The organism is Shinella sp. HY16 (assembly GCF_028534175.1).
Taxonomy (GTDB): domain Bacteria; phylum Pseudomonadota; class Alphaproteobacteria; order Rhizobiales; family Rhizobiaceae; genus Shinella.
The window spans coordinates 1-20,959 of record NZ_JAHYXL010000010.1 but is presented as its reverse complement, the minus strand read 5'-3'; the positions used below and the strand labels follow the sequence as shown (position 1 = coordinate 20,959).

The following is a 20,959-nucleotide window of genomic DNA, read 5'->3' as shown; positions in this document are numbered from 1 at the left end:
TGGTTTCCATGGATCGTTTGTCATAAACGAGGGTTTTTGAGCATGCCATAGCGCATGCCGTCACGCCCCTTGAATGGCGCGATGGAATCTTCTCAAAACTGTTATAGAAACGGTTGTCGCAAAATGCTATGTGTCCAACGACTTTCAAGAACATTTGGATGGCTATGCGGGTCGGGTACGCCAGGGTCAGCACGATCGATCAAAATCCGGAGCTTCAGCTTGAGGCGCTGAGACGCGCCGGTTGCGAGAAGGTGTTTACCGAGCGCGGGTCAGGCGCTCGCGATGACCGCCCGGAATTGGGCCGAATTCTCTCCGACGTGCTTCGCACTGGTGACACGCTCGTTGTCTGGAAACTCGATCGGTTGGCGCGATCGCTAAAGAAGCTCATCGCGACGGCGGAAGAGTTGGAGCGCGCGAAGATCGGGCTCGTGTCCTTGACCGAGAGCATTGATACGACGACGCCGGGCGGCATGCTGACCTTCCATGTCTTCGGTGCGATCGCCCAGTTCGAACGTGCTCTGATCCGCGAACGCACGACGGCTGGACTGGTCGAGGCGCGGCAACGTGGCCGCAAGGGTGGCCGCCCGCCCGCGATGCGCCCGGGCGATATTGCCGCGGCGCGCGCCCTGATGAAGGAAGGCAGCATACCGGTACGCAATATTGCGCAGCGCATGGGGGTTTCTGTTGCAACCCTCTATCGTCATATCGGCAAGAAGGGTGGCTCTCCCAAAACAGTGGAATCCGAGGACGTCCATGGCTGAGCGGAGAAAGCGGCCGCCCGGAGAGGCTCTTGTCGATCTTCGACGCCGATTGTCGCTGCTTTCTCCCCGTGATCCAGGCCGTACCGAGATTGTTGCTCGTGCCGCCGATGCCTACGGCATCTCGATCTGGACCCTGTATCGGGCGCTGCGGGAGTTGAACCGCCCGAAATCCGTACGGCGCGCCGATCACGGAACCTCCCGGATCGCCCCGCAGCCGGAGATGGAAACCTATGCCGAAATCATCGCGGCCCTGAAGATCAGAACGGCGAACCGGAAGGGGCGGCATATCTCCACGGCGCGCGCCATCAAGCTGCTTGAGGAAGACGGCGTGGTGACGCCCGATGGCCTGGTCCGTGCACCGCCCGGCATCTTGAAACGCGCAACGGTCGATCGGCTGCTGCGTGTTTCCGGCCTGGATTATGCGCGCGTCACCCGCCCGGTGGCTGCCGTCCGATTCCAGGCGCGGCGTTCCAACGAACTCTGGCACTTCGACATGAGCCCGTCCGACCTGAAGCAGGTGGAAGCGCCGCTTTGGGTCGAGGAAGGGCGCGGCCGGCCGACGCTGATGCTGTTCTCCGTGGTCGATGATCGCTCCGGCGCGAGCTATCAGGAATACCGCTCCGTCTACGGCGAGGACGCGGAGTCCGCCTTGCGCTTTCTCTACAATGCCTTCGCCGCCAAGCCTGAACCGGAACTGCCGCTTCAGGGGATTCCAACGACCATCCATATGGATAACGGGCCGGTGAGCCGCTCGCGCGTTTTCCAGTCCGTCATGGGTAGCCTTGGTGTCCGGGTTCTCACGCATATGCCCCCGTCGGACAGCGAGCGGCGCACGCCGGCGCGAGCGAAAGGCAAGGTCGAGCGGCCGTTTCGCACGATCAAGGAAGTGCACGAGACCCTCTATCATTTCCACAAGCCGAAGGACGAAGAGGAAGCCAACCTTTGGCTCAGGCGCGCCTTGGTCACCTACAATAACGGCGACCATCGCACAGAGTCTCATGCACGCATCGAGGATTGGCTGCGGCATCTTCCTCCTGACGGGGTGCGGGCGATGTGCTCCTGGGAGCGGTTCTGCGCCTTTGCGCGCGAACCGGAACGACGGACGGTTGCTGGAGACGCGACCGTATCGGTCGAAGGCGCATCCTATGAGGTCGAGCCCGAACTTGCCGGCGAAACGGTGACCTTGCTCTGGGGCCTGTTCGATCAGGAACTGTTCGTCGAGCATGAGGGCAAGCGCTTCGGTCCATTCCAACCTTCGCGCGGGGCGGTTCCCCTCTTTCGCTATCGCAAATACCAGAAGAGCAAGCTCGAAGAGCGGCTCGACAAGGTGGTGCGCCTGGCAGACCAACTTGGGCTCCCCCGCGCCGCGGTCACCGGCGGGGATCGTCCATTGCCTTCGCTGCCCCCGACCACGGCTGGGCTGAGTGTACGGCGGACACCGTTTCCGGAACCCGCAATAGAGACCGCTTATCCAAATGGCCTCGCAGCCCGTGGGGCCATCGCCGACCAGCTCGGCCGGCCGATCGGCGCGATGAATGCCGGTGACCGCGCCTTCATCAATGAACTGCTTGGAGAAACACTCGACAAAAAGATGATCGCGGCCCGTATCCGCGAACGCTTCCAGGCGCGAAGAAAGGAAGAATGATGCTCGCTGACGTTCAATCCAGTTACGGCCTCGACCGGCCTTTCCAAGGGGCCGGCAACTTTGAGACCGAGCATCAGCGCACGATCATCCGCGAGGTGTGTGCGGCCGTCCAGACCGGTCGGCTTGTCGTGGTCTCCGGCCTGGTCGGTTCGGGGAAAACCCACCTTTTGCGCCGCATCGAGGCCGAACTCACCAAAGCCGGCAAGGTCGCACTCGCCAAATCGCTGGCGGTCGACAAGCGGCGCACTTCGCTGCCATCGCTCATTGAAGCCCTGTTCTACGACTTGTCTCCCGGCGATCGTGCGCAGGTCAAGATCCCCAAGCAGGCCGAGCGCCGGGAGCGCGACCTGCGCGACATCATGAAAAAAGGCAAACGGCCGATCGTCCTCGTGGTCGACGAGGCCCATGACCTGCACCACAAGACCTTAACCGGCCTGAAGCGACTGATGGAGGTGGTCGCCGACGCCGGCGTGCTCCTTTCCGTACTTCTTGTCGGGCATCCCCGGTTGCGCAATGATCTGCGCCGGCCGCAAATGGAGGAGATTGGCTACCGCACGACCATTTTTGACTACGAGGGGATCGGCTCCGCGCGCCGCGACTATGTTGCCTGGCTGCTTGGCGCCTGTGCGGCCGAAGGCGTAAAGGTTGGCGAACTCCTCGAGGAAGAAGCCATCGACCTCATCGCCGAACGTTTGCGCACGCCGCTTCAGATCGAGATGCATCTCACCCTCGCATTCGAGCAGGGCTTTCGCCTCGGCGCCAAGCCGGTTACCGCCGAAATCGTCGAGCAGGTCCTGTCCCGCGCCATCGACGATCTCGAACCGACGTTGACCCGAAATGGTTACGATGCGACGGCTCTGGTCACGCACCTCAATGCTCGGCCGTCGGATATCCGCGCCTTCCTGGCGGGCACCCTTGATCCCGAATATTCCCGTCAGCTGACCGAGCAACTACGACAGGCAGGCGTCCCGGTTTGACCATGCCGTCGCTGGCAATTAATCTGAGCACGTGGGGGATGTTTGCAAGCAGACCCGGATGTTTGCGAGCACATTGGCAGGGAGCGTGAGCACGACGCCCGCTCCATTGTCAGATAATTCGAGCAGAAAATGCCGATGTTTGCGAGCAGAGGCGCTTATGTTGGCAAGCCGCTACAACTATGACCTTCTCATCATCGTCAACGAGGAGCGCTTTGCCGAACAATATGACGCTTGGGAGAAGGCCGGCGAGCGGTTCTTGCAGGAGCTGACCATTACCCGCCAACTTGCCACGCCTGTCAACTTCATCGTCCACAGCTATCAGGACGTGAACGACCAGCTCGCCCAGGGCCGCCCCTTCTTTGTCGATATCGCCCGCGACGGCGTGGTGCTCTACGAGGCCTCCGGCTTTCCCCTCACCTCACCCAAGACCTTGACCCCGGAGGCAACCCGAGACCTCGCGCAGCAGTACTTCGAACAATGGTTTCCGGATACGGCCGAGCTGCTGGCAGGCGCAGCCTTCTATCGCGACCGGGGGAACCTTAACCTAGCCGCCTTTCAACTCCACCAAGCTACCGAACGCCTCTATCATTGCACCCTGCTCGTTCTCGCCCTCTACAGCCCAAAATCCCACAAGCTAACCTTCCTTCGCTCCCAGGCCGAAAGGATCGCTCCGCAGCTCATCGATATTTGGCCGCGCGATAGCCGGTTCGCTAAGCGGAGCTTTGCCCGTCTCGATCGTGCCTATGTCGATGCGCGCTATTCCCCGGCCTACGAAATAACCGGCGAGGAATTGGTCTGGTTGATCGATCGCGTGACCATGTTGCAAAAAACCGTGGCCAAGATCTGCACGGAGCGACTCGACGGCAACAAACCGGGCGCACCTTGAGTACGAGCCAGATGCCGTGCACCGAAGCCTTCACTAGTGCCCCTCCAGCTCTCTATAGCGTGGCGTGGAAACGTGTTCGCCTCCTCGCGAGTGCCGCTCACGCCGCCTCACTAAACCGGAGTTCGGTTAAGCGCCCGATCGCTCAATGGCTTATTGATTGAGCGATGCGCTTAACCGCATAGCCACCTATTCGCTGACTGCCAGCGGCCCAGGCCGCCAAGCCGCGGCACTTCACCCTTTCCATGCAGGAGCATGAGCTATGATATCGGTGTAGATATCAAATGATATTGATTTCAGATAGCATTCATATTGCAATCTAAATGCTATCCAGTTGCGATACGAATGCTATCTGATAGCTTTCAGAAATCATTCATGCATTCAAGCTATCAAGTATGCTTGATAATCAATAGGAGACGAGACATGCCGGTAGTGTGTGCAGCCAATCCCAAGGGGGGCGCGGGTAAATCCACGACCATCCTGGCTATAGCCTCGACCCTCGCTCAGCAGGGCGGATCTGTCACGATCATCGATGCCGACCCCAACAAACCGATCACCGACTGGCGAACGGGAAAGAGCAATCTTCCAATCAAGGTCATCAGCGAGGCGACAGAAGGCAATATCCGCGACCTCATCAACACCGCCGCAGCCGAGGCGCAGTTTGTCTTCGTCGATCTCGAAGGCACAGCAAGCCGCCTGGCCTCACGGGCTATCATCCGGGCCGATCTCACATTGATCCCGCTGGGCGGCAGCGCCCTCGATGCCAAGCAGGCGGCACGCGCCGTTGGCCTGGTGCAAGAAAGCGAGGAGGACATCGGGCGCAAGCTGAACTTCACACTCGCCTTCAATCGCACAAGCCCTCCGCCATTCACACGGCGCATCGAGCGAGAGATCGCCGATCAGATGCGAAGCAATGATCTGCCGGTTCTCGGCACCCATCTTTATCGCCGCGAGGCCTATAACGCCATGTTCATGGAGCGGCTCAGCCTCTTCGAACTCGACGCTCGGCAGGTAAATGGCCTGGAGGCTGCAATCGACAATGCCGTTCAATTGACGGGGGAAGTGCTCGATATTCTCCGTCGTAATTCAGCGGAAAGGGCGGCGTAATGTCCAACGACCTCGGTTTTGGGAAGGCCAAAAAACTCGACCTTTCGGACTTCACCCCTCGCTCCCCCGAAAGAGCCCCCCCGCAGTCCGAACAGGACGCCTCTGACCGAGCGGCTGAGCGTGTGGGCTTTCAAAGCCGCGAGCCGGTCCAGAGGATCAAGCGCATACGCAAGACAAGCGAACCTTTGGACCAGGCATTCGTGCGTGCGCCGATCGATGTCATCAACAGGTTCAAGCAATATTGCAACGACACTGGTATGTCCTACGGTGAGGCACTGGACGAGTTGATGCGAAAGGCGGGATTTTGAATGCTCCCCCTTCTAATCGACAATACTGGGTAGGGGGAAGAAGCCATATAAGCCAAACCGTCGCGATTTGCCGCCAGCCGCCTACACCCTTTACGTCCTATTTGTTCCGTTTTGCGCCCTATTACGGCAAACAGATGCGCAGATTAGACGCATACGCAACTAAGTTACTCGCTACGTAATCTCTTAGATTTCTCCAACAACTCACCATCGGTTGGAGGCTACTATGGGTACGATATCGACCGAAGTAACAAGCGAGATACTAGGGTTTGCCGACACGGGGGATTCGAGAAATAAGGTCATAGGGGACACGCTCATCTCCGTAACAAGGAATACATCCGGAGACGCAGAAGTCCAGGTCGATTTTCTTGGGGATTTTGGCGACCTAACAAATCTATATCCAGACGAATGGTTTAAAGTAAGCATCGACGGATATGATTTAGGAACATTTCAAGGGATACAGTCCCAATATACAACTTCAAATTTAACAATATCATCAGCCGATTGGAAAAATATAATAAAGGATGGTACCATTGGAATTACTTATACAATGGGCCCAGAGGTGGACAATCTCGACACGGACCCCAATGAATTTATTAAATTGAAGTTTTCCTGGGAGAGACCGTCTCCCGGAGAGCCATCGCCCACCCAAGTCTCAGGTACAAAAGCGGACGACATTCTGAACGGCACTGATGGGAAAAACATCATCAATGGCTTTTTGGGGGACGATACAATTTCCGCCGGCGGGAACAACGACATCGTAAAAGGCGGCCTGGGTGACGACCAAATCAACGGTGGCAACCATTCCGATGCGCTTTACGGCGAACAGGGCAACGACACTATCTTCGGAGACGACGGGAATGACATCGCATACGGCGGTGTTGGAAACGACCTCCTCAATGGCGGCGCAGGCCATGACTTCCTCTATGGCGGTTCTGGGAACGATACCCTCAAGGGCGGCGTCGGCAACGACCTTTTGAAAGGCGCAAATGGCGATGACGTGCTGAACGGTGGCGGCGGCCACGACGAACTCTATGGAGGCGCAGGTCGCGACAAACTTTCCGGCGGTATCGGCAATGACGAACTGTTCGGCAACAAAGGTAACGACGCACTTTTCGGCGGCGCGGGCAAGGATGCGCTCAACGGTGGTCTGGGCGACGACGAGCTTTCCGGCGGCCTAGGCATTGACACGTTCATCTTTGGAAAGAAGGAAGGTGATGATATCATTCGCGACTTCGAGGCGAACCGCGATACCATTCAGCTCAACGGACAAACCTACACTGCCGCTGAAGATGCAAATGGCAACGCAGTGCTTGAATTGTCCGGGGGCGGAAGCGTGACACTCCTTGGTATCGCGCTTGAAGATGTCAGCTCCGATTGGTTCTTGTGAGTGTAGCTCAACTACGCAGGGTCGACGCGCCCGCCTGACACTCCCGGCTGCGACGACCCTGCGGGCTATACAAGCCCAACAAGGTTGGCCACCTGCATAGCGACCTTTCTCTTCTGCTCCACGCGTTCCTTGTCCCTATGCCGGATTTCACACTCCGGCATCGTGAAGATATCGAGACTGCTCCGCAATTGACGGAAGTTCGAACCGAGTTCAGTCACCAAACCATGCTTCATGCGATAGAAGTCGGACTGCGCGGTATAATAGCCGGTCAAGCCGACCCGTGCCGCCTGAAGATGAGGATGGAACCGCCCCGTCAGCATGAAGTCATCGGCCTTCAGTGGCAGGCCCGCGTTCAAAAGACGGTCATTGTCCAGCATCTCGACCTGCGGAAACTGCGCGGCCACCGCCTGGTACAGTTCTGCGTCTCCATTGGAGCAGGCCCAAAACACGACCTTGTCGAATTGATCGAACAGTTTCGGCCCTTCCTCTCCCGTCGGCCCGAGCACGGACTTTGCGCTGAAACCTGAAAGATGCAACCATTTTCCAGAATGGCCGACAGTCTGAACGGGGAAGAGGAACGCATCATCCAATCCTTCAGACAAGGAGGGACAGGTTCCGATGATCGATTGCAAGGCATGAACACTAGCCGAATCCCGGCACTCGAAGAGTTGGCAGCCTTCGACAATGTTCCGCCAAGCCGCGGCGCCGACAGGGTAAACCTTCTTGAACGGTGCTATGCCAAGGCCGGTCGCAACAACCGGAACCGACAGGAGCCGGCCGATCTCGACGACAGCGCCCAGCAGCCGCGTGGCATTCTTCCAGTTGGCGCAGGCATATCCCCCGCCGAGGAAATGGAAGCCTCGAACCCCCTTAAATCTGGAAAGGTTGGAGCGGGCATATTCCACGCCCTGCTCGTAGAAACTCGCATACGAGCCTTCCACCCCATCGGTATGCCGCGGAATGGTCTTAACATAGTCGACATTTGCGAAGTTCCGCAGGAGCGCGGCCGTCGCCGCCGCACCCTTGCCATCTACGGTGATCGGCCCGCCATAACCAAGCTCCCGATAGAACCTGAGCCAATACTGAACAAGCAGCTCATCGCCGAAATTGGGCGCACCGTTGCCCGCCAAAAGATAAAGCACTTGATCCTACCATTTCCAAGAACGAACCAGCCGATGCCGCGCGATATAGCGGGGTAGGGCCATCACGTCACCTGTTTTGGTGAGCCGCCCGTACGAGCGGCAGAAACTGCTGCACACGCAAGATCGGGCGGTGGCGCGCGCCGGTCTCCCATCCACTTTATGTTACAATTTTATGACAAAGATACTTCCACTGGGCAGTAAAATGCTGGAGAAGAGAACCTCAGAAATGATCTTCTGAAACGCCCCGCCTCCTGCACCTTTTCGGTAAGTGCAAACCTTCTTGGAAGAGTTTTATGACAGAAACCACAGCGGAATATTGGAATCGATACTACGGCGCACGGACATCTCCAGTTCCTAATATTCCCTCACAATTCGCAGCCTTCGTCGCGCTGGAAGTTGGGGCGGATTCCACCATCGTTGATGTCGGTTGCGGCAGCGGACGCGACAGCCTTTTCTTTGCGAATGCCGGCTTCAATGTCCTTGGTGTCGACGCCTCTTCTGCCGCTGTTTCGCTTTGCCAGCGCACGGCGGAAGAAAGAGGTATCAACCGGGCTTCCTTTCTCTGCTGCAATGTCGATGACCCGGAACTGTCCGCTAGAATTTCGGCCGCTACGACAGGTCGGATCGTCGTCTATGCCCGCTTCTTCCTGCATGCTATCCCTGAAGAGGCAGAATTGGCCTTCCTCAAAACGGCCGCCAGCCTCGAGAACCTCGATCTCCTGGCGATCGAGTTCCGGACCGACCGGGACGCCCAACAGACGAAAGTCACCGATAGCCACTATCGCCGCTTCATTCCGCCACTCGACTTCCTGTCCCGTGCGGCAAAGTTCGGCTTTTCTCCGGCCTATTTTACGGAAGGTTTCGGCTACGCGAAGTACCGCAACGACGACGCGCATATCGCCCGGGTGCTGATGCGCAGGGCCTAGCGGGAGTCCAGCCGTGAAGATCGACATACTGGATTTCGGCCCGACTATCATCTCAGGCCTCCTCCGAGGGGCCGGAGAGCGCCCGGTAAAGCTGCAGTTGCTGGCAGACGGTATTCCCTTGGCCGGCAATTGGGGCATACCCGCACCAGATCAGGGCGGGCAAACGTTCCGCTTCAACCTTTCGTCCATCTGGTCCTACCTCGGCAATGAAGCTCGCCTGCAGATCCGGGCAAACGACGTAACCGCGGATCTGCCAGCGCCGAGCTTCGCAGACACTCCGAAACTCAGCCTCGAGGATCTCAGGGAAAAGCTTGAAGCTGGCCATGTCTTCAACGAAAAAGGTAAGCTTCAGCTTTCGAAAACCGTCGATACGGTCTGGCAAAACAACATGTTCGCCCTGTTCGATGGCATGTCCGCGATCCTAGCGACGAAAGGCCTGAAGCTTTTCGTCCTGTACGGAACGCTGCTCGGCGCCTACCGCAACAGCAACTTCATCGGACACGATCACGACTTCGACGCCGGTTACATCTCGAACCATATCGATCCCGACAAGGTGGTGGCGGAGGTCGTTGAGGTGGCAGAAGCTCTGTCGCGTCATGGTTATCGTGTCGCGTGCAAGCTGTCCTGCATCTGGGTGACGGATCCGAAGACCAATGTCACGATCGATATATTTCATACCTTTTTTGACGAGACTGGAAAGCTCCTGCTGCCCTTCGGGGTCTGCGGCGTAAAGCCCTTTATGAAGAGCAACTTCCGGGGCCATGTCGATATCGATCTCGCTGGGCGCAAGGTCCCGGCTATCGCCGATACGGAGGCGCTTGTCGAATATATCTACGGCCCGCACTGGAAGATCCCCAACCCGGGCCATAATTGGAACCTCGACAGAACCGAAAAGTTTCCACAGGGGTATGCCAAGCCATATCACCGGTGGAAGATCTACTGGATGGATTACTACTGCCACAGCCGCGGGATCCTATCGCCTTCATCCTTTGAGGGGTTCGTTTCCCGCTCCGGCTACTTGCGGCGCAATGTCGTGGATGTCGGCTGTGGGAATGGCAGGGATAGCTTTGCCCTGTCGGCAATCCGGCCAACCGTGATCGGGATCGACAATTGCAGTGTCGCGATCGAGACGGCCAGGGCTCGTGTGATGCCACCGCCATCAAAAGGTATCGTCCGCTCCTTGTTGAACCTCTTCCGCCGGCGGCCTGTCCTCACCTTCGAACACGGGGATATAACGGACCCCGAAACGCTCAAGACCCTCCTTCACACAGCAAGGCCTCCCCGGGACAAGGGAGGACTCACGCTTTACGCCCGCTTCCTACTTCATGCGATCACGCGTATCCACCAGGACAAATTCCTTGAATGCGCCGCCCGGGAGCTCAGGGCAGGGGACACCATCGCCTTCGAGTTTCGTACAGATCAGGACGAACCCCTGAAAAAAAACAGGAAGCTGGACGGCCGTCGTTTCATTCGCCCCGAACTGATCGAAAGGCAGATGACGGAACTCGGCTTCCAGGTCGTTGAGCGGGAGGAGGGGATCGGTTTCTCGCCCCATCTTAACGAGAACCCACATCTTTGCCGGCTCATTCTCATGAAGACAGGTTAAGGCAATATACGCAGCATCATAACCGCCTTAAAAATTGGGTGTTTTCTTGGCCCATTGGCCCCATGTAAAACGCTTGAAGAAACCATTGAGCGAAGCTTTGTGTTTTTCCGCCAATCTGACGATTGTCTCATCGTCCGACTGCTTTCCAAAAGCATGCCCAAAAACCTGATAGTCATTTTCGTAAACGCTTTCGAGCTTTCTAATTAGCGCGGCCGACAATTCGTCACGATCGGCTGGCGGGCCGCCAACTTGTTTTCGTGGCAGCTTCTTCGGCTCGCCAGTCAACGTTGAGAAGAAAAGTTCTATCTGACGAGATTCCGATATATCAAATATTATGTCATAGTAAGATCTGGTTGACCCAAGAAATTCCGTCAAAGAATCAGTGTGAATTTCAATAGAACTGCTCGCAGACCTATAACTTTCTATATTATAAACGAACTCTGAAAGGCTTGGCTTTGGGTTTATTCCTAATTCTGCAATTTTTCTCGCCGACTTAACTCCTTCAAGCTCCTTATGATGCACAACTCTGTTTCTCCACGCCGAGATAACTCTATCAACAGGGTCTCTAACGATGGCAATCTTAAAGAAGCCTCGATACTCTTTAGGGTTTATACTAGAAAACTTTGGAGTTCCATACTCCTTGTGAATGTGACGATGGGTTCCCTTTGCTTCGTCGCGTACGCCAATGTATTTTTCGCCGGTTCTTATGTTATGGAGAAGATGCTTCATAGAAGTATTCGCTGCCTTCGGCACAGGAAAATAGGCGACCTTCACATTATCTACCGTTACGACCAAATCATCATCCCTGCATTTCAATATATTGGGGTCGCCCCTCCCAATCGCAGCGAGTTAGTCTGCCAGGCAGGGGTTTTAATCGTTATTTCTAGCGGAGATCCCGTAAAAAAGCCATGGATCATATAGATATATTTGAATTCTATAAAATATATATAAATCCATACTTGGAAGCCTACACAGCCTCGCCGGGAGCGGCTTGGCCTGTGTTAGCCGGCGCCCGACTTCTGCGGGTTAAGCCGGCGAACGTTCCGTTTCCCTTTTCTTGGCCATGCTGATCAGTTTTCAGAAACCCGGAGCCTGTGGTAAGTGCGGCCATCCCGGCTGTGCTGCCCTCGTTCGATGACGAGACAAAAGCTGCTGCAGGATGCGCGGCCTTTAAATCAACACGGAATGAAGTGCATGGAACTGCCAGTTTTCTCACCGGCTCCAACCATCTCCGACCAGAAAGTGCATGACGTGCATCTCGATCCGCGCAAACCCATCGGCCCCTCGGACATTTCGATGGTGCTTTGCGTACGTTGGCACGCGGGAAATCCCTGGGTCATCGATCGCATCGCACTGATGGGCGACTATTACGTCCCTGCACCGAAAATCATCATCGTCGACTTCGGTTCGCCCGCTCCTCAGGCCGCGCAGATCCGAACGGTCTGCACCGACAAGGGCTACACGTACCTCCACGTAGACGACACGGACATCTTTTCCCTTTCGACAGCGCGCAATGCCGGCTTTGCGGCCGCCGACACGCCCTTCATCTACTTTGCCGATCCTGATTTCTTCAGTGAACGGGACCATTTCGGCAGGCTCGTCGACATCATCAACACCATCGATGCCACCCGTGTCTTCGACCTCGTGCTCAACATCCCTGCTTTTCATCTTTCCGAGCCAAAGACCGAAAATTTCTTCAATCTTGCCGATTTCGATGCACGGTCGGATTACCTGAAGAAACTGTCCTTCTATAGCTATTTCGAGAATTTTGAGCCCAAAGAGGGGCAGTTCATCGCCCCGTATAGCAACGTCTTCCTGATCGGCTCGAAGCTGTTTTCCTATCTCGGTGGCTACGATTCCAGCTTTCGCGGCCATGGATCGGAAGATTTCGAGTTTCTGCTGCGATACGGTCAGCACGTCAAACACCTGCCCATGCCGGCCGAACCGACCGAGGATTGCTTCGGGCCCGGCAAGGCCTCCTTCTTCCATCAGAAAACCTATAGCGGTTTCCGCCGGCTGTTCGAGGCGCTCGCCTTGCCGGCCGAATCCCTCGGCTTGAAGACGTTCCATCTCTGGCACCCGAAGGACAAAGGCTCCGACTGGTACACGAACAACGACTGGAAGCGCAGCCGCTTTTCAGAAGCGACCGAGGTCTATGTCGGGAAGGACGAGCGGTTGCTGGAGGTCGACTTCCTGCCGCGCGCGAAGAAACTCGCCTGCATCTGCAAGAACCGCCACCATTGGGGCTATTTCCTGCCGCTGCGGCTTACCGGCTTCGAGCTTGTGCCCGTTTTCGGAGAAACGGACGAAGAGATCGCTGCGCTGACGGGAGGGCTGACGGATGGAACGCTCGACGGCGTTGCCATCTTCAACCCTTACATGAAAAGTCATAGCCGCTTTGCCGGCGCCGTCATGCTCGCCCGGCAACTCCGCAAGGACGTGGTGGTCATCGAACGCGGCGCCTTGCCAAACACCGTCTATTATGCCGACGACGTCTCCTATGCCTCACCGTCCTATTCGCAGGAGGCTTTCGACCGGGAAATGTTCTCGAGCGCCGATCTGGACGTCGCCCGGGCCTATATCGCGCGCCTGCGCGAAGGGTCCATGACGCTGGAAGCCATGGACGGCTATGCCGCTACCGCCGAAAAATACCAGCAAACGAAACAGCCCGGAAAGCCAGTCTGCCTCATCCCGCTCCAGCTCGATGACGACATGGCCGTCACCCAGTTCATCAAGGGGGAGCAGAACTACCACGATTTTGCCGCCAGCCTGCCGCGTCTTGTCGAAACCAACCCGGATGTGACGTTCGTCATCAAGCCGCACCCGCTCTCGAAACTGGATGCACTCCCGCGCACCGATAACGTCGTCATCGCCGACCGGGCCGACAATATCCATTTCCTGATTGATCATGCCGACGTCGTGCTGTGCTACAATTCCGGCGTTGGGCTTCTGGCTCTGCTGCACGGTAAGCCAACGATAACGCTCGGAAATGCCTTCTACAGCCTTTCCGGCGCAGGATATCATGTGACATCTGCGGAGGCGGGCATTGCCAGTTTCAAATCGGGCGCCGTGCGCGCACCGGACGACACCCTGGTTCAACGGATCGCAGCCTGGTTCACCCAGCGCAAGTACTCCGAATTCATCGCGACGGACCACATCGTCGAGTTCGAAAGCCGCAAGAGCCACGGCTACAAGGACGTCATGATCACGATGCTGCGCTGGAAGGGACACGAGATCGCCCTTGGCCGCCTGCGGCAACTGGCTCCCTTCGGCAGGAGAAGTTATCTGGCTGCCCGCGCCGACGTGATACGGCCACCGGCCATTAAGGCGAAGAAAATCAGCCGCCTGCGCCGACCGCTGGTTCCGGTCGTCCGCTTTTTCATCCGCCGTTTCGGCTCCTCCTCCGCCCGTCGCAAGTTCGACGCCGGCCCGGTAGAGTTTTTTCAGTCCCTTAAAAAACCTGGCTACAGGTTCATCGGCAGGATGCTGTTTCCCGGATAAGGGGACCATATCGCCCTTAACCAAAGCCTCCTATATTTGGTTAAGTAAAAGCACCGACATTGACTATTGGTTGCATTCTGCAATTGTGCCCGCGAAATCCAATGTTGGAGTAGCGGACAATGCTCGTTTCGTTTCAGGATGATCAGACCGGATTTGGAAACACCTTCGGCCCCAATGGGCTCGTCCCAGGCTTTACGAGTGAAATTTCGGGAACTCCCACATCGACAACCGGTGATGTAAATATAACTCTCGAATATTTCGGTGACTTCGATGTCGGAGGCAGCACAGAGGCGCTAACGGTAAACATCGAAGGCGTCACTTTCGGTCCATACACGGGGCAACAATACAATGGAGCCTTTGGTCCTGCATCACCGATAACTGTAAATCTCACCATCTCACAAGCCACTTGGGCGACCATTATCCAGGATAGCGTCATCAACATCAGCTATGATTTGGGAACGGGCTTCAACAATCTCTCCGACGCCCCAGGCGCCGAGGAATTCATCAAGCTCCGCTTCGACTGGGACTACCACTATACCCCGCCAAAACCGCCAAAACCGCCAGTCGTCACCGGCACGGATGGCAATGACATTCTGCGCGGCTCGAGTGTCGCGGATGTCATGAATGGTGGGGCCGGAAATGATGCCGTGTTCGGCGGCAACGGCAACGACACCATTCGGGGTGGCACCGGTGACGACGTCATCGGCGGCGGCAACCACGCCGATGCGCTCTATGGCCAAGAGGGTGACGACACGATCTATGCCGGCGCCGGCGACGATTCCGTCAAGGGTGGGGAAGGTAATGATCTCCTGTTCGGTGGCGCAGGCCACGATTCCGTGTTTGGTGGGGAAGGCAGCGACACCATACAAGGTGACGTAGGCAACGATCTCTTGAAAGGCGCCAACGGCGACGATGTGCTGCAAGGCGGTGTAGGCAATGACAAACTGCATGGCGGGGCGGGAAATGACGCGCTTTCAGGCGGCGCGGGCAACGATCAGCTTTTCGGGAACATGGGCGCCGATACGCTCACCGGCGGTGCTGGAAAGGATATTCTGAACGGCGGCCTCGGAAACGATGTCCTCTCTGGTGGAGTCGGCATCGATACGTTCCTGTTCGGTAAGAACGACGGTGACGACATCATCAGCGATTTCGAGGTCGGCCGTGACGCCATCGCGCTTAGTGGGCAAACCTATACGGTTGCTGAGAATGAAAACGGCGATGCGGTGCTGGAACTGTCCGGCGGCGGCTCCATCACGCTGAATGGCATCGTCATTGGCGATGTCAGCGCCGACTGGTTCCTGTAGCCGCAGGGATTAGAAGCGTCTCATTCCTCGCCGGACGACGTATCATGTCATGACATATGACGATGACGACGAAGAGCACTAACGTTTCAAATCGGGACACTTTCGCGTGGGCATAACCCGGCGAAGGCATCTAGCGCAGATAATGTTGACTTTTTTATTCATAATATTTATCCGTCGCCAAATGCCTTTGGCGGTCGCGGACTACCGAAAATACGGGTCGCTTTGGTACTTCCTTTAAGGGGATTCCCTTTCGTCGCTTGCCCCTCATAGACTTGGAGTCCCGCCGGTATGCCGAAACGCATCGCAAAATTACATCGGCACTTTAAGCCATTTCCCACAGTATTTCACTGTCGGGGGTGCTGAAAACTACACTTCAGTACTAGCCCAGATCAGTTTTATAGCCGCGCTGAATGCAGGAAGCGCGCGCTTTTCTGTGGAGTTTTTATCAATGGCTAGCACTGCAATTACAATTGATGCGTCTAACGCAGGAACAACAGGCGTCAACGTCGGCACAAACAAAGGCGCCGACAATGCGCAAGCGTCCGATTACATCATCGATTTCTTTACTGGATTAGCAAATTCTGTCCAGGGATACTATGGAGGGTCCGACAATTACAGCGGCTCAATTATGGGCTACGCCTTTGCCGACAGCCTGAACAAGAGCATATCCATTGAAGGCCAGGATTTATCATACGATAAGCTCCACTATACGGGGAATGACCCGAGCGGAAATCCCTACAATCATGGAGACATGTCGGGTAAAATTGATAGTTTTACATTTGGCTTCATAAAGGATGACCAGACATCCCCGGCAACAGGCTCCTCGGCTGCAGATTTTCTATCTGTATTTTCAGGAGAGCTTAAAATATCCGGTTTTGACATCGACGTCGCGCCAGGAACAAATTTTAGCACATCAAACTTTGTCTACCTCCTTCATAAAGTTGCTGAATCGCATTCAACCGCGAACCTGAAACTCTTCTATGATCTTCTTTCAGCTAAATCTCAGAACTTTTTAGGTTCCGCTGGAAAAGACACTTATGTCGGAACCAATAACGACGACACGGCCACGGGCAATGCCGGGGATGACGCTATTGATGGCGGCGGTGGCGACGACACGGCCGTCTTTACCGGCAACCGTGCCGACTACAGCCTGACCAAGAATCAGGATGACACCTGGACGGTGAAGGACCTGCGCACATCTGGGACCTCAGATGGCACGGACACGCTGACCAATATCGAGAACGTCAAGTTCGCCGACACGACACTGGTCATCAGCGCGGCCAACCAGGCGCCGAACAGTCTTGCCCTTTCGAAGTCGAGCATCGACGAGGATGCAGCCGTCGATACTGTAGTCGGCACGCTCTCGGCGACCGACCCGGAAGGCAAATCGCTAACCTATACGCTCACCGATAATGCTGGTGGCAAATTTAAGCTCGCTACCAACAACAGTGGTGAAACGCAGCTCGTGGTCGCCGGCGCGCTCGATTACGAAACGACCACCAGCCACACGGTGAAGGTCAAGGTTTCCGATGGCGTCAACGAAGTCGAAAAGGCATTCACCGTCGCTGTTGGTGACGTCGCTGACGACTCGGATCAATCCAAGGGCACCATCACGATGGATGCTTCTGGTTCGGACGGCATTACCTTCGACACCTTCCTGTTGAAGCAGTTCCTCGCTGGCACGACTGGAGGCTTCCCGACCTTCGACAATGACAAAACCCTTTACAGTGGGAAGGAAGCCTTCTTCAGCTATGGAGATGGCGCGTCATCCAAATATGTCACGGCACGTGGCTCGTTCGGATATGATATCAACACTCACCGGATCTCCGGCGAAATCAATACAATTGAGTATGGCACACGAGGTACCGGCTCGTTCAAGAGCGACGGCTCCTTTACCGGTGGAAACGTCCTGCTCCGTATCACTGGTCTCAAGTTTGCCAACGACGCAAATGCGGACGCCAACGGTGAGGTTCGCAATTTCATGAATGCATTCATGGCGGGTGGCAGTGCTGATGCCACTCGCCTCGAGCTTTTTCTTCAACAGCTCAGGCAGTATGCCCAGAATGTTGTCGGCTCGAAGGGCGCTGACACCTATGTCGGCACGCGCTTCAACGATACGGTCAAGGGCAATGGTGGCAACGACGTCATCGACGGCGGCCTTGGCGAAGACACGTTCGTGCTGAACGGCGCAAAGGCCGACTATACCTGGGTCGAGAACAAGAACGGTACCTGGACGGTCACGGACAAGCGCACCGGCAGCAATGACGGCGTCGATACGGTCAAAGGCATCGAGAAGCTGAAATTCTCTGACGGGACCGTCACGATCGGCGAACCCGAGGTCTCCGATATCATCGAAGGGACGACCGGAAACGACTCCCTCCCGGGCACCAGCCGCTCCGACCGGATTCTGGGCCACGCTGGCAATGACAAGCTCTTCGGCCAAGCGGGCCATGACATCCTCAACGGCGGCGAGGGCAATGACCAGCTCTTTGGCGGAACCGGCAACGATCAGCTCTATGGCGGCGCTGGTAAGGATGTTCTCTACGGCGGCACGGGCAATGACGAACTTTTCGGCGGTGCTGATAACGACCAGCTCTTCGGTGGAACCGGCAAGGATGTCATCTATGGCGGCGCTGGTAAGGACATCCTTTACGGCGGCACGGGCAATGACGAGCTCTATGGCGGTGAAGGCAACGACGACATCTATGGCGGGACTGGAAATGACCAGGTCGAAGGTGGCGCGGGGAACGACAAGCTCCGTGGAGGCGACGGCAACGACGTCATTTCTGGTGGTGCTGGAAACGACCGGCTGGTAGGTGGCAATGGTGCTGATCTGCTCTCCGGCGGCGCAGGTAAGGATGTATTCGTCTTCAACACGCTCGCCAACTCGACAGTAAAGACATCCGGCCGCGATACGATCCTCGATTTCAACGGTAAGGCCGGTGATCGTATCGACCTTTCAGGCATCGACGCCAATGGCAAGGTTTCTGGTAACCAGGCCTTCTCCTTCGTCGGTTCGGAGCAGTTCTCCAAGACAGCCGGTGAGCTTCGCATCGAGAAGACGGCGTCCGACACCTTCATCTATGGGGATGTCGATGGCGACGGAAATGCGGATTTTGCCATCCAGGTGGCTGGCAGCACGACCTTCCTGAAGGATTACTTCGTTCTGTAAGCCCACCTTAAAACGGAAGCGCCGCCCCTATGGGGCGGCGTTTTGTCCTTCTGAATATTTTGATTTCTAGCTGCGCTCTCAACTTTGCAGTGGGACAGAGCTTTCCTTCTGCTGGCCTTCATTTTGCGCAGGCGGCCCATTCTTTGGCGGCATCGAGGAATGAACCCAAAGGATATCCCGTTCCATGGTGAACTGAAATCGCCGGGGATGAGGGTGCGTATCGCTGACCCCTTGCATATCGTTTATCGCATCCAGGAAATCCTTGGGCGCGATCTTCACATAGTGCCCGCCCAGAACGTCGAGGCTGACATACACTTCTGAAACCGATTGAGCGGCGATCTTCATTTCCCAGAGGAACCGCCAGCTCTTTTCCGGTTCGCTTGTCTGTTCCTGGTTCATCCTGTGCCTCGTATCGTTGCTGCCTTGAGGCAGGCCATCGTCAGACTGGTCTGTTCTCAAGGCCATTGCATGGCATTATAGAAGGATCGTCCTTCTCGGCGAAGGCCTTCCATCTGATTCATTCAAACCTAGTGAGATCCCTGACACTGCCAAAAATCTGATTTCATCATGAAGCGCGACCGAATTTGGGAGCTTTCTTTTCCCCTTTTGAGAAAAGCTTGACCGACAAAAATCATAAATTCTCTCTTGAAATGAGGCCTTCAGCCTCGTTTTAGGTCGTTTTATAAGTTTTAATAAGTTTTAGACGCAAAAAATTCTATTTTTCATTTTTCAAACAATGACTTATTTCTATTAGATGTCGGTGATGTACGGGTTGTCGTCGGTAATGTACGGTTTGTCGTCGGCGATGTACGGAAAATTGTCGGCAAAATACGGTTTTCGACAAAATCTGACTACCTGTCCCAAGGGATACTCAGGGAAACTTGTCGTCGGTGATGTACGGCAGGGCGACAAAAATTTGTCGTCGGTAATGTACGGATCGGGGACAAAATTTTGTCGTCGGCGATGTACGGCGAGCTGTTGATTTTTGTCGTCGGCCAAGTACGGAGCCACGACAAAAATTAGAGCTCGGCGAGAAGAGGGGAGAGCGGCAGGTCGCCTTCGTTGCGGTAGCGCATGCACAGCATTGATCCATCCTTACCGTTCTCGAGTGAGAGATCGTATTCCGGCATCGGGAAGGCGAGGGTGCGAGTGACGAACTCCCGGAGGTCGTAGGAGAACTTTCGCAGTTCCTGGGTGGAGCCGCTGCGCTTGTAGAGTTCCTTCAGGCTGTAGGTCGCCTCGGTCTTGCCGGCGGCTTTGCGTGCCAGGCGGTAGATGAAGCGGCCAAGGCCGGAGCTGATCAGGAAGTAGTCCTGGTGGAGAGTGAGGAGAGGCAGTGTCCGCTCGTTGCGCACCACGCTGGTATAGACCCAGTCGGGGATGCTGATCTCGATCGTCTCTATGCGGTTGGCGCCGGTGCGACTGACGACGCTGTAACCGCTGATCATCGGGCGGCTATCGACCTGGCGGCGCTTGCCGCCGGAGAGGTTGACCATCTTGATTGTGGTGTTGGCGAGCCGGTCGAGCGCGGCCTCGAGATCCTCGTAGGATTTGCCGCCGTCCGAGCGTCGGCAGAATTTCAGGATATGGGAGGCGCTCGGACGATAGGTTTTCGGCGGCAGGCTTGGCCTGAGGCCTTTTGCCTCGCTGCTGCGATAGTTTTTTACCTCGTCGGCGAGATAGGACACCATGTTGAGGAAGATGTCGTAGTCGAAGACCGTTGCAAGGCCTGTCTCTGCGCCGCCCTCGATGGTGATGAGGCTGTCCTTCAGCTCGTATTTGATGATGCCCTTGTTCGCCTTCTTGCTGAGCGAGAAAGGAGCGACATCCATGAGGTGTACGTCGTCCTTCAGCGGCGCATCGTAGATCGTCGGCACGAAGAACATCAGTTGCGCGTCGTCCTGCGGCGCGGTGCGCAGGATGCGTTTCGGCGTCGTCTCCTGCATAAGGGCTGCGGTGACGTCGGCCTGGATGGATTCGTTACGGATCGCCTCACCGAGCCTGGACAACAACATGTCCATCTTGCTGTCACCGAGGTTCTCCAGCTTCAGATCGGCCCAGACCCGGCGGCTGTAGTAGCGGCGCAGCCGGCTGAGGGCGTCCTTGTCGAGCTTGATCCGTTCCCGCTCGTTCTGGTCGGCATATTGATCGGCGAGCGTCTGCAGATAGGTGTTCTTCTCATGCAGGGACAGGTCGCTGAAGTCAGCGCGTGTCATAATTGAGAAGCGAGGAGCCTTCAT

At 56.3% G+C, this 20,959-nt stretch carries 16 protein-coding genes and 1 pseudogene; 13 read left to right on the top strand and 4 right to left on the bottom strand.

Annotation, left to right across the window (positions count from 1 at the left end; genetic code table 11):
- The first annotated feature begins 158 nt into the window (after window positions 1-158).
- From K0P03_RS34935 to K0P03_RS34905, 7 genes are all read left to right on the top strand, one after another.
- Window positions 159-761 (top strand): recombinase family protein, encoded by a 603-nt coding sequence (locus K0P03_RS34935; RefSeq protein WP_003501098.1) that lies wholly within the window; start codon window positions 159-161, stop codon window positions 759-761.
- On the top strand, window positions 754-2,406 hold the full coding sequence (locus tag K0P03_RS34930) for an IS481 family transposase (RefSeq protein WP_003501095.1): 1,653 nt from the start codon (window positions 754-756) through the stop codon (window positions 2,404-2,406). Before K0P03_RS34935 ends, K0P03_RS34930 begins: the two co-directional genes overlap by 8 nt.
- On the top strand, window positions 2,403-3,383 hold the full coding sequence (locus K0P03_RS34925) for an ExeA family protein (protein WP_003501092.1): 981 nt from the start codon (window positions 2,403-2,405) through the stop codon (window positions 3,381-3,383). Before K0P03_RS34930 ends, K0P03_RS34925 begins: the two co-directional genes overlap by 4 nt.
- 157 nt (window positions 3,384-3,540) lie before the next feature.
- A complete protein-coding gene (locus K0P03_RS34920; RefSeq protein WP_272792215.1) occupies window positions 3,541-4,269 on the top strand; it encodes a HEPN domain-containing protein in 729 nt (242 codons plus the stop codon).
- Between the two features lie 420 nt (window positions 4,270-4,689).
- Window positions 4,690-5,373, top strand: coding sequence for a ParA family protein (locus K0P03_RS34915; RefSeq protein ID WP_272792214.1), 684 nt, complete (start codon window positions 4,690-4,692; stop codon window positions 5,371-5,373).
- Complete coding sequence (locus tag K0P03_RS34910; protein WP_272792213.1) at window positions 5,373-5,681, top strand: hypothetical protein; 309 nt, start codon at window positions 5,373-5,375, stop codon at window positions 5,679-5,681. The genes K0P03_RS34915 and K0P03_RS34910 overlap by 1 nt, the downstream gene beginning before the upstream one ends.
- Before the next feature lie 223 nt (window positions 5,682-5,904).
- Complete coding sequence (locus tag K0P03_RS34905; protein ID WP_272792211.1) at window positions 5,905-7,068, top strand: calcium-binding protein; 1,164 nt, start codon at window positions 5,905-5,907, stop codon at window positions 7,066-7,068.
- A gap of 65 nt (window positions 7,069-7,133) precedes the next feature.
- Here the strand turns inward: K0P03_RS34905 and K0P03_RS34900 are convergent, their stop codons facing one another.
- Window positions 7,134-8,210, bottom strand: coding sequence for a hypothetical protein (locus K0P03_RS34900; RefSeq protein WP_272792210.1), 1,077 nt, complete (start codon window positions 8,208-8,210; stop codon window positions 7,134-7,136).
- A 293-nt stretch (window positions 8,211-8,503) separates the two neighbouring features.
- Here K0P03_RS34900 and K0P03_RS35755 point away from each other — a divergent pair.
- From K0P03_RS35755 to K0P03_RS34885, 3 genes and pseudogenes are all read left to right on the top strand, one after another.
- A pseudogene (locus K0P03_RS35755) lies at window positions 8,504-8,839 on the top strand (class I SAM-dependent methyltransferase); the annotation flags it as partial.
- A 45-nt stretch (window positions 8,840-8,884) separates the two neighbouring features.
- Entirely contained in the window at window positions 8,885-9,136 is a 252-nt protein-coding gene (locus tag K0P03_RS34890; protein ID WP_272816006.1) for a hypothetical protein, read from the top strand.
- 13 nt (window positions 9,137-9,149) lie between these two features.
- Entirely contained in the window at window positions 9,150-10,742 is a 1,593-nt protein-coding gene (locus tag K0P03_RS34885; protein ID WP_272792208.1) for a class I SAM-dependent methyltransferase, read from the top strand.
- Window positions 10,743-10,769: 27 nt separating this feature from the next.
- Here the strand turns inward: K0P03_RS34885 and K0P03_RS34880 are convergent, their stop codons facing one another.
- Entirely contained in the window at window positions 10,770-11,516 is a 747-nt protein-coding gene (locus tag K0P03_RS34880) for a sulfotransferase family 2 domain-containing protein (RefSeq protein ID WP_443020647.1), read from the bottom strand.
- A gap of 420 nt (window positions 11,517-11,936) precedes the next feature.
- On the opposite strand from K0P03_RS34880, the gene K0P03_RS34875 reads away from it, so the two are divergent.
- From K0P03_RS34875 to K0P03_RS34865, 3 genes are all read left to right on the top strand, one after another.
- Window positions 11,937-14,243, top strand: coding sequence for a capsular polysaccharide export protein, LipB/KpsS family (locus K0P03_RS34875; protein ID WP_272792206.1), 2,307 nt, complete (start codon window positions 11,937-11,939; stop codon window positions 14,241-14,243).
- Between the two features lie 119 nt (window positions 14,244-14,362).
- Window positions 14,363-15,547, top strand: a complete 1,185-nt coding sequence (locus K0P03_RS34870; protein ID WP_272792205.1) for a calcium-binding protein — start codon at window positions 14,363-14,365, stop codon at window positions 15,545-15,547.
- 448 nt (window positions 15,548-15,995) lie between these two features.
- The gene (locus K0P03_RS34865) at window positions 15,996-18,719 is read left to right on the top strand and encodes a cadherin domain-containing protein (RefSeq protein ID WP_272792204.1); all 2,724 of its coding nucleotides are present in this window, start codon (window positions 15,996-15,998) and stop codon (window positions 18,717-18,719) included.
- A 78-nt stretch (window positions 18,720-18,797) separates the two neighbouring features.
- Here K0P03_RS34865 and K0P03_RS34860 read toward each other — a convergent pair whose 3' ends face one another.
- Window positions 18,798-19,118, bottom strand: a complete 321-nt coding sequence (locus tag K0P03_RS34860; RefSeq protein ID WP_053190917.1) for a hypothetical protein — start codon at window positions 19,116-19,118, stop codon at window positions 18,798-18,800.
- Window positions 19,119-19,738: 620 nt separating this feature from the next.
- Window positions 19,739-20,959, bottom strand: a 1,221-nt coding sequence (locus K0P03_RS34855; protein WP_272792203.1) for a replication initiator protein A, incomplete at its 5' end; no start/stop codon positions are given.

Bases quoted from the DNA above. Each gene is read 5' to 3' on its own strand.
- K0P03_RS34935 (WP_003501098.1), top strand. From the start codon at position 159: ATGGCTATGCGGGTCGGGTACGCCAGGGTCAGCACGATCGATCAAAAT.
- K0P03_RS34930 (WP_003501095.1), top strand. From the start codon at position 754: ATGGCTGAGCGGAGAAAGCGGCCGCCCGGAGAGGCTCTTGTCGATCTT.
- K0P03_RS34925 (WP_003501092.1), top strand. From the start codon at position 2,403: ATGATGCTCGCTGACGTTCAATCCAGTTACGGCCTCGACCGGCCTTTC.
- K0P03_RS34920 (WP_272792215.1), top strand. From the start codon at position 3,541: ATGTTGGCAAGCCGCTACAACTATGACCTTCTCATCATCGTCAACGAG.
- K0P03_RS34915 (WP_272792214.1), top strand. From the start codon at position 4,690: ATGCCGGTAGTGTGTGCAGCCAATCCCAAGGGGGGCGCGGGTAAATCC.
- K0P03_RS34910 (WP_272792213.1), top strand. From the start codon at position 5,373: ATGTCCAACGACCTCGGTTTTGGGAAGGCCAAAAAACTCGACCTTTCG.
- K0P03_RS34905 (WP_272792211.1), top strand. From the start codon at position 5,905: ATGGGTACGATATCGACCGAAGTAACAAGCGAGATACTAGGGTTTGCC.
- K0P03_RS34875 (WP_272792206.1), top strand. From the start codon at position 11,937: ATGGAACTGCCAGTTTTCTCACCGGCTCCAACCATCTCCGACCAGAAA.
- K0P03_RS34870 (WP_272792205.1), top strand. From the start codon at position 14,363: ATGCTCGTTTCGTTTCAGGATGATCAGACCGGATTTGGAAACACCTTC.
- K0P03_RS34865 (WP_272792204.1), top strand. From the start codon at position 15,996: ATGGCTAGCACTGCAATTACAATTGATGCGTCTAACGCAGGAACAACA.
- K0P03_RS34860 (WP_053190917.1), bottom strand. From the start codon at position 19,118: ATGAACCAGGAACAGACAAGCGAACCGGAAAAGAGCTGGCGGTTCCTC.